This is a genomic window from Acetobacterium sp. MES1 (genome assembly GCF_002237635.1).
In the GTDB taxonomy this organism is placed as follows: Bacteria; Bacillota; Clostridia; order Eubacteriales; family Eubacteriaceae; genus Acetobacterium; species Acetobacterium wieringae.
Genome location: NZ_MJUY01000036.1, coordinates 180,095 through 193,134, shown reverse-complemented (window position 1 = coordinate 193,134; position 13,040 = coordinate 180,095). Strand labels below are relative to the sequence as shown.

General features: G+C 40.0%; 11 protein-coding genes and 1 tRNA gene. All 12 read left to right on the top strand.

Features of this window, described 5'->3' with window-relative positions:
* Positions 1-6: 6 nt before the first annotated feature.
* Positions 7-900, top strand: a complete 894-nt coding sequence (secF, locus tag BI182_RS11535) for a protein translocase subunit SecF (RefSeq protein WP_286808133.1) — start codon at positions 7-9, stop codon at positions 898-900.
* 133 nt (positions 901-1,033) lie between these two features.
* A complete protein-coding gene (recJ, locus tag BI182_RS11530) occupies positions 1,034-3,136 on the top strand; it encodes a single-stranded-DNA-specific exonuclease RecJ (protein ID WP_286808131.1) in 2,103 nt (700 codons plus the stop codon).
* Between the two features lie 14 nt (positions 3,137-3,150).
* Complete coding sequence (locus tag BI182_RS11525) at positions 3,151-3,669, top strand: adenine phosphoribosyltransferase (RefSeq protein WP_286808130.1); 519 nt, start codon at positions 3,151-3,153, stop codon at positions 3,667-3,669.
* A gap of 30 nt (positions 3,670-3,699) precedes the next feature.
* Positions 3,700-5,871 (top strand): RelA/SpoT family protein, encoded by a 2,172-nt coding sequence (locus tag BI182_RS11520; protein WP_286808129.1) that lies wholly within the window; start codon positions 3,700-3,702, stop codon positions 5,869-5,871.
* Positions 5,872-5,880: 9 nt separating this feature from the next.
* Positions 5,881-6,333 (top strand): D-aminoacyl-tRNA deacylase, encoded by a 453-nt coding sequence (gene dtd / locus BI182_RS11515; RefSeq protein ID WP_286808127.1) that lies wholly within the window; start codon positions 5,881-5,883, stop codon positions 6,331-6,333.
* A 27-nt stretch (positions 6,334-6,360) separates the two neighbouring features.
* Positions 6,361-6,990, top strand: coding sequence for an MBL fold metallo-hydrolase (locus tag BI182_RS11510; protein WP_286808125.1), 630 nt, complete (start codon positions 6,361-6,363; stop codon positions 6,988-6,990).
* A 9-nt stretch (positions 6,991-6,999) separates the two neighbouring features.
* On the top strand, positions 7,000-8,463 hold the full coding sequence (hemZ, locus tag BI182_RS11505; protein WP_286808123.1) for a coproporphyrinogen dehydrogenase HemZ: 1,464 nt from the start codon (positions 7,000-7,002) through the stop codon (positions 8,461-8,463).
* Between the two features lie 206 nt (positions 8,464-8,669).
* A complete protein-coding gene (aspS, locus tag BI182_RS11500; protein WP_228883389.1) occupies positions 8,670-10,439 on the top strand; it encodes an aspartate--tRNA ligase in 1,770 nt (589 codons plus the stop codon).
* Positions 10,439-10,909, top strand: a complete 471-nt coding sequence (locus tag BI182_RS11495) for a SoxR reducing system RseC family protein (protein ID WP_286808121.1) — start codon at positions 10,439-10,441, stop codon at positions 10,907-10,909. The genes aspS and BI182_RS11495 overlap by 1 nt, the downstream gene beginning before the upstream one ends.
* Before the next feature lie 129 nt (positions 10,910-11,038).
* Positions 11,039-11,115: transfer RNA gene (locus BI182_RS11490), tRNA-Pro, on the top strand.
* A gap of 142 nt (positions 11,116-11,257) precedes the next feature.
* A complete protein-coding gene (locus BI182_RS11485) occupies positions 11,258-12,373 on the top strand; it encodes a hypothetical protein (RefSeq protein ID WP_286808119.1) in 1,116 nt (371 codons plus the stop codon).
* A gap of 14 nt (positions 12,374-12,387) precedes the next feature.
* Positions 12,388-13,035 carry a YggS family pyridoxal phosphate-dependent enzyme gene (locus BI182_RS11480; RefSeq protein ID WP_070371200.1) on the top strand — a complete coding sequence of 216 codons (648 nt, stop codon included), beginning with the start codon at positions 12,388-12,390 and terminating at the stop codon, positions 13,033-13,035.
* Positions 13,036-13,040 lie beyond the last annotated feature (5 nt).

Below are 13,040 nucleotides of genomic sequence, written 5' to 3'. Positions count from 1 at the left end.
ACCATAATGAAAAAGAACATTCAAGTAGCCGAAAAAAGCAAAATATGGTTTGCCATCTCGTTGATATTAATTGCTATCAGTGTTGGTTCGTTGTTCATCAATGGACTCAATTTTGGTATTGACTTTATTGGTGGAACCATTGTCACCATTGAGTTAAACACACCTTTTGAAACCAGTGATGCCAAAGCGTTGATTGAAGAGTATGATTCCAGTGCTGATGTGACCTATGCCGGGGAAGCGAAGACGCAGGTGATTATTTCTACCAAAAAAGATTTATCGACTGAGGAACGACAGGCCCTGTTTTCAAAATTTCAGGAAAAATACAATTTAGAGGATAAGGATTTGTTGTCGATTGACACGGTCAGTCCCTCAATTGGTGCAGAAATGGCTAACAGTGCCATGATTGCGGCAGTTGTCGCAGTATTACTGATGTTGGTGTACATTACATTCCGCTTTGAGTTTATGTTTGGCTTAGCCGCAGTCATCGCCTTAGTGCACGATCTGATCATTGTTTTAGGGGTCTATTCGATCTTCCAGATTCAAGTGAATTCACCACTGATTGCGGCAATGCTGACGATATTGGGATATTCCATCAATGATACCATCGTTGTTTTTGACCGCATTCGTGAAAATCGTCCTAAATTTGGGAAATACGATTATGCCAATTTGGTCGATACCAGCGTCAGCCAAACCTTGCGACGCAGTATCAATACTTCTTTTACCACCTTGTTGGCAATCGGAGCTTTATACGCCTTTGGGGTGCCAGCAGTTCAGGATTTTGCTCTGCCGTTAATGGTTGGGATTGTCAGTGGAACCTATTCATCTATCTTTATCGCCAGTGCCCTCTGGTGCAAAATTAAAGAATTTCAGGCCAGTAAAAGTGCGGCGGTTAAAAGTTAACAACGAACATATGAAATAAAACAAATAACAAAGCGTTTAGCGTCAAGGAGGTAGCTCCCTGACGCTTTCGTTTTAGGTGTCTGATCTTTAGTACGGACTACAGTAAATCATACAATTCAATCTTGAGGTGAATATGTCAGTAAAAACACAATGGATACAAAGAAAAAGTAAGCACAGTCATTTAAGTGTGTCCGAAAATGAAGATTTAATAGATCAAATTATGGAGGAGTTCAACTTAACAAAACGAACAGCTGAAATACTGATCAGTCGGGGGATAACATCCATTGAGGAAGCCCGGCGCTATCTTAATCCTTCGCTGGCTGATCTTCATGATCCGTTTCTTTTTAACGAGATGGAAAAAGTAGTAAACCGAATTGCAAAAGCAAAAGCGGCAAACGAAAAAATATGTTTGTATGGCGATTATGATGCAGATGGTACTATTGGGGTATCTATCATGTACAGTTTTTTGAAACGCCATGAATTCAATGTTTCCTACTTTATTCCCAATCGACTGATCACTGGTTATGGACTACATATTGATCCGCTGCAAAACTTAATTGATGAAGCGGTGGGGCTTCTGATTACTGTCGATAATGGGATTTCCGCCAATGACCAGATTGATTTTTGTAATCAGCACAATCTGGATGTAATTATAACCGATCACCATGAATGTCAAGGAACGCTTCCGGCAGCATTTGGAATTATCAACCCTAAGGTGCCAGGAGAAAATTATCCATTTAAGGAACTATGTGGTGCCGGGGTGGCTTTTAAACTTGTTCAGGCGATCAGTACGAGGCTCGGATTAGATTTCGATTTGCAGAATGCGATTGAATGCGTTGCATTAGCCACAGTAGCAGACCTGGTTCCACTTCAGAATGAGAATCGAATTCTGGTTGCCATGGGACTACATTACCTTAATTCGAATCACAAAAATCCTGGAATTCGGGCATTGATTGAAGTAAGTGAGTTGGCCCAGGTGAAAGCCTGGCATTTTGGTTTTGTGCTGGGTCCCAAGATTAATGCAGCAGGGCGATTAGGAGAGGCACATCACATTGTTGACTTACTCACTGGACATGATCCAGCTAGATTGATGGAATTGGCTAAATTTTTAAGTGATGAAAACCGGAAACGCCAGAATCTTGAATCAACCATTCTGGATGCAGCACTTGCTCAGGTTGAATCCCAGGAGCTATATAAAAATGATATTATAATCGTCATTGGAGAAAACTGGCACTCGGGTGTTATTGGGATTGTTGCCAGTCGGATTCAGGAAAAGTATTATAATCCTGTGATTGTTGTTAGTATCGCTGATGGAAAGGGGAAAGCTTCCTGTCGCAGTGTGGAAGGATTTAATATTTTCGAAGCCTTACACTCTTGCAGTGAGTTATTTACCAGTTATGGTGGCCACGATCAAGCAGCCGGTTTTAGTATCGATGCTGAGAATCTCGCCCAGATGACCAAGAAAATTATTGAATACGGACACCTTACAGAAATAAAAAAACATCTGATCAAAAAAATTCCCTACGATGCGATTATTGATGAGACGGAAATCACCTGGAATCTTTTTAATGACTGCTCACATTTTGAACCGTGTGGTCTGGGAAATCCCGGCGTGCAATTTGTCCTCAACCGTCCAGATATTATTTCGATGAGAACCATGGGAAAAGAAAATAATCATTTGCGGCTGAGTTTGAGTAATGATGTTAGCGGAGTCGGTTTTGGGTTTGGCGAGTTTTTGACCAATCGCCCCGAATTAAGCGCAAATGGTTTCCGGGGAGTGGAGTTTATTTGTCGCCTGGATGTCAACGAGTATCGAGGGAATAAAACTTTGCAATTGGTATTAAAAGACATCCACCAAAATCCCATCTGGGATTTTGACATGGCGATGTTTTTGGTGAAGTTCATCGTTCAATCGGTGAATCCCAAAATAGAAATTAAGTTGCAGTCTTATGGAATTGATCCGTATGAAATGCGAATGCAGCGGGAGACCGTAAAATGCGTTTATCTGGTCCTGAAAAAATCGGGAGAAGTTGGGGTATCTGTACAAAACCCAAATAGCACAAAATTGTCGCCATTTCATTTTTTAATGGCATGCGAAATACTTCGAGAAGCAGGATTAATTGCATACCGATTAAAAAACGGGCTGGTTTTTTCGAAAATTATAGAAACACAGGAAAAAAAGGATATTCAAAACACGCAACTAATGATAAAATTAGAAAAAATGATTTGTGATTGAAAAGGGAGATTAAGATGGATTTAAAAGAAAACATTGATATTTACGAAGATTTTCCCAAGGAAGGGATTAGTTTTAAAGATATAAACAGTCTGATTTTAAACCCAAAGGCTTTTGCACATGTCATTGACGAAATGACGAAGGTGGCAAAAGCCCTTGATGCAAATATAATTGTAATTCCTGAAGCCAGAGGTTATATTTTTGGTACACCATTGGCATACTTGATTGGTGCTGGTCTGGTGCCCGTTCGAAAGCCTGGAAAACTGCCTGGTGAGGTTTCATCTGAAGCTTATGATCTTGAATATGGATCAAATATTGTCGAAATCCAAAAAAACGCCATCAAGCCGGGAGATCGGGTTATTATTGTGGATGATTTACTGGCAACCGGGGGAACGATGATGGCAGCTACTAAATTGATCGAAAATCTTGGTGGGGAAATTTCGGGCATTATCACTTTGATTGAACTCACCGAATTGGGGGGGCGTGAGCTTCTTAAGAATTATTTTGTACACTCGATTGTGACCTACCCCTACTAAAGACTACTCATTAATAAAGGCAGAAACGATATGGATAATGATGCAGTAAGAGGAAAAATTGACAATGTAATAAATCTGGTTAAAGCAAACAATCCAGATGCTCAAACGGATATGATCGTTAAAGCCTATGATCTGGCCCGGGAAGCACATAAAGATCAGAAACGTCTTTCTGGAGAAGACTATGTAATTCATCCGGTTTCTGTTGCTTATATTTTGGCTGAAATGCAAATGGATACGGAAACAATTGTGGCCGCTATTTTGCACGATGTTATTGAAGACACAATCTATTCATATGATTATATTAAAGAAGAATTCAATCAAAATATTGCTGATCTGGTGGAGGGGGTTACAAAAATTGGGCGGATTGGTTTCCAGTCTAAAGAAGAAAGCCAGGCGGAAAACCTCCGTAAAATGATTTTGGCCATGTCCAAAGATATTCGGGTCATTTTGATCAAGCTGGTTGACCGGCTTCACAACATGCGAACTTTGGAATACATGCGGGAAGCTAAACAGATTGAGAAAGCCAAAGAAACGTTGGATATCTATGCACCTTTGGCAAATCGACTGGGAATTTCTACCATCAAGTGGGAACTGGAGGATTTGGCACTAAAATATCTGGATCCGGAAGGATACTACGATTTAGTTCAAAAAATCAAAATTAAGAAAAGCGCCCGGGAAGCCTATATTGCTGATGTAATTGAAGTGTTATCCAAAGAAATCGAAAAGGTTGGTACCCATGCTGAGATTTATGGGCGGTCTAAACATTTTTACAGTATCTACCGAAAAATGAAAAACCAAAACCGCAGCTTCGATGAAATCTACGATTTGATTGCCGTTCGGGTTATTGTTGATTCGTTAAAAGACTGTTATGGGGTGCTGGGCGTGGTTCATTCACAATGGACGCCCATCCCAGGACGTTTTAAAGACTATATTGCCATGCCTAAACCAAATCTCTATCAGTCCATTCATACAACGGTAATGGGACCCAAAGGAGAACCCTTCGAAATTCAAATTCGTACCAGAGAAATGCACGAAACTGCAGAATATGGAATCGCTGCCCACTGGAAATATAAAGAAGGACGAATGGATGCCAAGGACAATAAGTATGAGGTTCAAATGTCCTGGCTTCGGCAAATGCTTGAACTCCAGCGGGATTCTGAAGACGCCGGAGAATTGGTGGAAACCATTAAGGTTGATCTTCTCAATGAAGAGGTCTATGTTTTTTCGCCAAAAGGCGCAGTGGTTCCGTTGCCGGCAGGATCATGTCCCCTGGATTTTGCCTACCGAATTCACAGTGATATCGGAAATAGCTGTGTCGGGGCTCGGGTAAATAACAAAATTGTCCCACTCAATAGTCCCTTAAAGAGTGGAGACATCGTGGAAGTCATGACTTCCAAGAATTCGAATGGCCCCAGCAGAGACTGGCTGACTTTTGTTAAGAGCCCACATGCGCGCAACAAAATAAAGCAATACTTCAAAAAAGAAGAAAAAGATGAAAACATTCAAAAAGGCCGAAGTATTTTGGAGCGTGAAATCAAACGTGAGGGTTTGCAGCATTCGAATTTGTTAAATTTGAACAACCTGGAGATTTTGGCGGAAAAGTGCAGTTATAAGAGCCTCAACGATTTTTATGCGGCCATTGGTTATAATGGGATAAAAATTGGAACTGTTTTTCAAAAAATGAAGCTACTGTTTCCTAAGGAGTTTCCCGAAGAAGTTGAAGAAATTGTCTTAAAGAAACCGACCAAGGATCCCAAGAAATCCAGTAGCACAGTGATTGTTGCCGGCCATAACGAAATTGATGTCCACTTTGCCAAATGTTGTAATCCGGTGCCTGGCGATAAAATTGTAGGATATATCACAAAAGGCCGGGGAATATCAGTCCATCGGGCGGATTGTTCCAATGTTCTTAATCTCACGGATCCCAACCGGATTGTCGAAGTAGAGTGGAATAAATACAGTACCGGATCATTTACAGCAGAAATACACATAAAAGCCAAGGAATCACCGGGAACGATTATTCAAATTTCGAAAACATTTCTGGATATGGGCATTCCGGTGACAGCTCTGAATGCGAAAAATGAGAAAAATGAATATGACTTTTTTTCGGCCACGCTCGAGGTAAAAAGCCGTCGGGAATTAAATTTGCTGATTAAGAATTTGAACAAGATAAAAGAAATTACACAGATTTACCGAGTATAAGGAGTAGTTATGCGGGCAGTAATACAGCGGGTGACCGCATCAGAAGTACGGATCAACAATGAAACAGTGGGAAAAATTGGCCATGGACTCAATGTACTTCTGGGCATTAAAGATGATGATACCGAGGCCGATATGGACTATATCATCAATAAGTTGGTTAACCTGAGAATATTTGAAGATAACGATGGAAAAATGAATCGCTCCATTCTCGATGTTGAAGGCGAATTGTTAGTAGTCTCACAGTTTACCCTCTACGGTGATTGTCGTAAGGGCAGACGGCCAGGCTTTACCCGAAGTGGGCCAGTAGATGTTGCAGAAAAAAAATATGCCATTTTTGTTGATAAATTAAAACGTCAACCAATTAAAAAAATTGAGACGGGTGTTTTTCAGGCTGAAATGGAAGTATTGATTGTCAACGATGGTCCGGTTACCCTGTTATTAGATAGTGAAAAAGTTTTTTAAATTGATTAAATAGATAAGGAAAGCAATATGGAAGTAATCAAAAAATCCCTGGGACAAATGGGCACAAATTGTTACGTGGTTTGGAATGAGAACACACTGGAAGCGGCGGTGGTTGATCCCGGATTTGAGGATCAACAAATTGGTGACATCATTAATGACAATAAACTCAAAGTAAAATACATTCTGCTGACACATGGTCATTTCGATCATCTTGGTGGCGTTAATCAGATTAAGCAATTAACTGGAGCAAAGGTTCTGATTCACGAAAATGATGCGGATTGTCTTGTGGATCCGAAACGAAACCTCTCAGCATTGGCTGGAATCGACATGGTACTGGCGCCAGCTGATGGATATTTAAACGAAAATGAAACAATCACATTAGGAGAGATTGTTATCCGCATAATACATACACCTGGTCACTCAAAGGGAGGGGTCTGTTTCTTGGCAGACGGTCAGCTCATAGCTGGAGATACTCTTTTTAACACTTCGATCGGCCGAACGGACTTTGCAGATGGCGACTTAAGTGAGTTACTCAATGCGATTGAGATGAAACTGTTTATCCTTGATGATGCAACCATTGTACTACCGGGACATGGTGGGAATACGACCATTGGGTACGAAAAAATGCACAATCCTTTTTTAAAGGGGCGTTTCTAGGAGGGTTCAATGAAGGTGCTTCGCTTTGATTTAGAACGGCCAGAATTAGAATATTATTTTCACGAATTATATCAGGCCTTCGATCCGGGAGTGAAAAATGTCTTGACAGGAAAAGCAGATGGTGTACTCGTTGAGAAAACCATTGGAATGCAAGTCGTGCTAACTTTGACATGGGAAGGTGGTAAAGCACTAACTCGAACCTATCAATTCAATAACAGCGTCGAACCCCTTGAAAATAGCCTTTATAAGGGGTTTCTTTATGATTTTCTATCTGAGTACTTTGAAAAAAGGCTGCAATGGGGAACATTAACCGGTATTAAACCAGTAAAAATGGTACAGAAATATTACAAACAGGGTAGGACGACAACCCAAATAAGAAATAGATTCAGGGATTATTATCGTGTCAGCAATGACCGCACCGATCTTTTGCTTCAGATTGCAAAAACACAAGCCAGCCTCATTCCCAGTGAACAGGTTAGTGAGGCGAATCGCCTTATTAGTATTTATGTAGGAATTCCTCTCTGTCCCTCTAAATGTGACTATTGCTCCTTTGTGTCCACGATTGTCGATAAAAAGGGTGAAAATTTGCAGCGATATCTGGATCATTTACTTATTGAAATTAAAAAAACAGGGGAAGTTCTAAAGGCTTCCAATTTGCGAATTGACACCTTGTATATCGGTGGCGGCACACCAACCGTGTTAAGTGCCGATCAATTGGAACAGCTGATGTCAGTACTTGAGGGTAGCTTTAATTTATCGCAGTTGAGGGAATATACGCTGGAAGCAGGGCGACCCGAAACGATTAATCAGGAAAAGCTGGAAGTAGCAAAAAATCATAAGGTAGATCGCATTTGTCTGAATCCGCAGTCTATGAATCCGCAAACGTTACTCAGTGTTGGACGGCCATGGGAAGCGGGACTTCTCGAACAACAGGTGGCATTAATTAAGTCAATCGGGTTTAAAACCTTGAACATGGATCTAATTGCCGGACTGGGAAATGAAACACCAGCAGATTTTTTACGATCCCTGGAAGCCGTTCTTGCCCTGGATCCTCAAAACATCACAATCCATAATTTGTCGATTAAAAAAGGCTCTCGATTAAAAGATCAAAACGGGATTGTTGTTAACGAGGGCTATGGTGAAGATTTTTATCAATCGGTAAAAAAACGCTTGGCTGCAGAAGGTTTCGATCCCTATTATCTGTATCGACTAAAATATACTCGGGGCAACAGTGAAAATGTCGGGTATGCCAAGCGGGGGCATGAAGGAATTTATAACATTTTAATGATGGCTGAGTGCCAGTCAACTCTAGGTATTGGGGCTGGAGCAACGGGAAACCTCTATGATCCAGTGACCGATAATATCTCCAAGGTTTTTACGGTAAAAGATGTGAAAACTTATAATGAACGGTTTGAGGAGATTGTGGAGAAAAAGTGCGGTGCTTATCGCATTTTATCAATGAATAAAAAATAAGACTATTTTTTAAATCGGAATAGAATGTTCCGATTTTTTATATTTGGACTATTAATGACGATTATAAATCATTAAATCGTTGAAACGATTCATAAATCATGATACTCAAATTGTTTTTCAGTATTCCCGCTTGACAGCTCTATTACATCTTCATTATAATATAAAGGTTAAGAAGATAATAAATCACTATATACATTGGAGGTAGAATGAATACTTATTATAGAAATACCATGTGTGGAGAATTAACAGCAAGCAATGTTGGGCAGGTTGTTGAATTGGCAGGCTGGGCAGATAATCGTCGAAATCTTGGTGGGGTACTTTTTATCGATTTAAGAGACCGCTCCGGAAAAATTCAGCTGGTGGTCAACGAAGAAAAACCTGAAGCCTTTGAAATTGCAGAAAAGGTTAGAAATGAGTATGTCTTATCGGTTAAAGGTAAGGTTGTCTTAAGAAGCCTGGAAAATGTTAATAAAAATATCCTAACTGGTGAAATCGAAGTTGAAATTATCGAGGTAAAAATTCTGGATTCATCGGAAACACCACCGATTTATATCGAAGACAATGATCAGACCAATGAAGCGGTGCGACTCAAATATCGTTACCTTGATCTGAGAAAACCGAAATTCCAGAAAATTCTAAGAACACGACATCAAGCAGCTGCCATTGCCAGAAATTTTTTAAATGAGAAGGGTTTTCTGGAAGTCGAAACACCAATGCTGGCTAAACCGACTCCTGAAGGAGCCCGAGATTTTCTGGTGCCATCCCGGGTACAAAAAGGAAAGTTCTTTGGATTGCCGCAGTCACCTCAGTTATACAAACAAATCTTAATGATTTCTGGCGTTGACCGTTATTATCAGATTGCCAAATGTTTCCGTGATGAAGATTTAAGACAGGATCGCCAGCCGGAGTTCACTCAAATTGATATGGAAATGTCGTTTATTGACAAAGACGATATTATTGCCATTAACGAAGAAATGATTGCAAAGATTATGAAAGAAGTAAAAGGCGTCGATGTTCAAACGCCAATGGTAAGAATGACCTATCAGGAAGCGATGGATCAATATGGTTCGGACAAGCCCGATACCCGATTTGACTTAAAACTGATTGACTTATCAGAAATTGTTGAAAACTCTGAATTTAAAGTTTTTTCCAGTGCCGTAAAAAAGGGTGGTAGCGTTCGTGCCATCAATGCTAAAGGGGCGCAGGATAAATTAAGTAAAAAAGGCATTAAAGGACTGGAAAATTTTGCTAAGATTTATAAAGCTAAAGGTTTAGCCTGGATCGACGTTTCCGAAGACGAGATGAAATCACCAATCCTGAAGTTCATTTCAGAAGAAGAAAAAACCGCAATTTTTGAAAAAACTGATGCAAAGCCAGGGGATTTAATTTTTATTATTGCAGATACCAACGAAATAGTCTGTAATGCTTTAGGTCAATTACGACTGGAACTGGCACGTAAATTGGAATATGATTTAAAAGACCAGTATAATTTTCTCTGGGTAACGGATTTTCCATTATTGGAATATGACCCGGAAGCAGGCCGTTATACTGCTAAACACCACCCTTTTACCATGCCGCTTGAAGAAGACTTGCAGTATCTGGAAACCGATCTGCTAAAGGTTCGGGCGGATGCTTATGATATGGTCGTAAACGGGGTCGAACTGGGCGGTGGAAGTATTCGTATCCATAACCAGGACATCCAGGAAAAAGTATTCACGGCGTTGGGCTTTACTCAGGAATCAGCCTGGGAGCAATTCGGATTTTTGCTGGAAGCTCTTAAATATGGTACTCCGCCCCATGGTGGGTTGGCCTTTGGTCTGGATCGTCTGGTGATGTTGCTTACCGATAATGACAATATTCGTGACGTTATTGCTTTCCCGAAAACTCAAAATCATGGTTGTCTGATGATGGATGCACCAGCGAGTGCCAGTCTGGATCAACTCATCGATCTGGGCATCTCTGTGGATGAATTGTAATGAAAGAAATAGGAACAGTTAGATCACTTCGGGGAAATAATGCCGAAGTTGAAATTAAACGTAATTCAGCTTGTGGTGACTGTGGTGCCTGTCACATCAGCAAAGATCAGTCAGTTATGTTAACGACAGCGAAGAACACAGTCAATGCTAAGAACGGTGAAACGGTTGAAGTAGAAATGCAATTTGTCAATGTCTTTGTTGCCGCATTTATCATGTATGGAATACCGCTTGTTGCCTTTATTTTAGGAAGTAGCGTGACATATTATGTGATTGGTAGCTTCAAATTAGGGTTGGATCAAGTGCTGGTCTCTTTTTTGACAGGAATCTGTCTAACGGCCATCGCCTATCTGGCAATCCGTCACTTTGATCGTCAGGGTCTATTTAACAGCAAGTATCAACCCGTGATCATTGCTGTTATCGATAATGCTGAGATTAAATCGACCCCTATGGAAAAACGAATGGGTAATTAATTACGAAAGAGGTATCTGCGGTTTTTAACGCAGATACCTTAAATATTGATGTATTTTTGTTGGTTTAAACAAAATAAATAAAAAAAAGCTTGATTAATCCCCCGTGATTCATTATAATATATTTACTGTCTGGGTGTAGCGCAGCTTGGTAGCGCGCTTGACTGGGGGTCAAGAGGCCGGAGGTTCAAATCCTCTCACTCAGACCATTTTTTATTAAGGTGAAAATATGGGTCAAATTAAAAGAAAAAATAATAGACGAGTCAATTCTTTAAGAAAAATTGTTGTTGGCATCGTTTTTTTTTTATTGTAGCAATAATTATTATTTCCAGTTACCGGGGTAATATGAGCATGCTGCTCGAAAAAAAAGAGTATACTGAATCGTATAAAACAGAGATGTATTTTTTCAAAGATGTTGATTATCGAACGCTCGATAATTTCCAGGCCAGTGACTTGTCGCTGATGGAAGGGGAAAAAGCCAATGGTTATAAACCATTGACAAATTCGCCGAAGGTTATTAATGCAGAATATTTAAATCAGCAAATTGCCGTGATTGACACGATTATTAAAGAAGAGTACTATAACAACTGGAGCCGGATCGTGGGCGATATGGTGACGAATTATCAAGGCATTTCAAGCATTACCAGCCAGATCGGTGAAACAGAGCGGGAACGAAAAAAGTTTCTGATTGAATCAGTGCAATACATGGGGCTAGATTTAGCAGCCCTTCAACAAAAACGGCAAACGCTGGTTGGCCTGCTTGGTGGTCAGCCGCGAAACATTGCCTTGAATGAGCTCGGTCTGCTTTCGAGTGGCTATGTTTATACATCGATCCAACCAGTTGAAAAAACGTTAAGTGAAAGCATGCTCCCCTATATTAATACCACTTTTTTAAAAACCGCCAGTAAAGTTGATCAGCAATCCGAAGGACTTTTAAAGGTTGTAAATAATGACCACATTTATGTCGCCTTTTCCATGCCAAGTGACATGGCCATTATGGGCGAAGCTGAGGTTGAGGCCTTAAAGACTGAATTGATGGGGACTACCGACAGTGGGATTAATCAAGATTACTATGAGTTTTTAATTAAAAGAGTTGATCAGCTTTATTATTTTCCTAAGCTTAGATTTAAATTTGATGATCAGGTATATTCCGGTTATTTTGTTGATGTTATTGATGAAGGCGGTCAAAAGATCGTTGTACTGATGCTAAAAGATTACGTTAATGACTTTGCTAAGGTGGTTATAGGTAAATCTGACGTTTTTATTCAGGACTACAGTGCCTATGAAATACCCAAAAGTGCAGTATACACTATCGGAGATGAGACATTGATCGACACCGTAACAAAAGGTTATTTTAGTGATTCATTTCCGGTTGTTGTGGAAAAGTATAATAATGGCTATGCTGTTTTGAGAACCGATGAGAATCCGAATTTAAGCAGTGGTATGCGGATTAGTATTTATCCCTAAGGATGTGAAACAAAGTGATTTCAGAAAACATAAAACGGATCAAATCAGAAATACCCGAAGATGTTACGCTAGTTGCGGTGACAAAATATCAAAGTCTGGAAGCAACCCAGGCGGTTTTAGAAGCTGGCATTTTTGACCTTGGCGAAAGTAAGGTTCAGGATTTTCTTAAAAAATACGAGGTTCTGGGCGATCAGCCACGTTGGCATTTTATTGGACATTTGCAAAAAAATAAGGTAAAATATTTAATTGGTAAAACCTTTCTGATCCATTCTGTCGATTCAATCGAGTTGATGGATGTCATTGAAAAGGAAGGAAAAAAACAGGGAATTGTTACCGATGTTTTACTCCAGTTAAATTTAGCTCGAGAAGACAGTAAATCTGGAATTCTCGAAGAAAATCTGCAAACGGTATTGAATGAGTTGTCCGGATATCAGTTTATCCGGATCAAAGGTCTGATGGCGATGGGTCCTTTAACTCAAAATAATGACAAAATACGTGAGATTTTTGTGGATTTAAAAAGAATTTATGATAAAATAAAAGAGGAATCTGTGGGTGAGGTTATTCAAATGAATTATCTTTCCATGGGTATGACTGATGATTATACCATTGCAATAGAAGAGGGCTCCAATATGATTAGAGTTGGACGCAAAATATTTAGTTAGGAGAG

Coding starts and splice junctions, on each gene's coding strand:
- BI182_RS11485 (WP_286808119.1), top strand. CDS start 11,258: ATGCTGCTCGAAAAAAAAGAGTATACTGAATCGTATAAAACAGAGATG.
- hemZ (WP_286808123.1), top strand. CDS start 7,000: ATGAAGGTGCTTCGCTTTGATTTAGAACGGCCAGAATTAGAATATTAT.
- dtd (WP_286808127.1), top strand. CDS start 5,881: ATGCGGGCAGTAATACAGCGGGTGACCGCATCAGAAGTACGGATCAAC.
- BI182_RS11495 (WP_286808121.1), top strand. CDS start 10,439: ATGAAAGAAATAGGAACAGTTAGATCACTTCGGGGAAATAATGCCGAA.
- BI182_RS11525 (WP_286808130.1), top strand. CDS start 3,151: ATGGATTTAAAAGAAAACATTGATATTTACGAAGATTTTCCCAAGGAA.
- BI182_RS11510 (WP_286808125.1), top strand. CDS start 6,361: ATGGAAGTAATCAAAAAATCCCTGGGACAAATGGGCACAAATTGTTAC.
- aspS (WP_228883389.1), top strand. CDS start 8,670: ATGAATACTTATTATAGAAATACCATGTGTGGAGAATTAACAGCAAGC.
- recJ (WP_286808131.1), top strand. CDS start 1,034: ATGTCAGTAAAAACACAATGGATACAAAGAAAAAGTAAGCACAGTCAT.
- secF (WP_286808133.1), top strand. CDS start 7: ATGAAAAAGAACATTCAAGTAGCCGAAAAAAGCAAAATATGGTTTGCC.
- BI182_RS11520 (WP_286808129.1), top strand. CDS start 3,700: ATGGATAATGATGCAGTAAGAGGAAAAATTGACAATGTAATAAATCTG.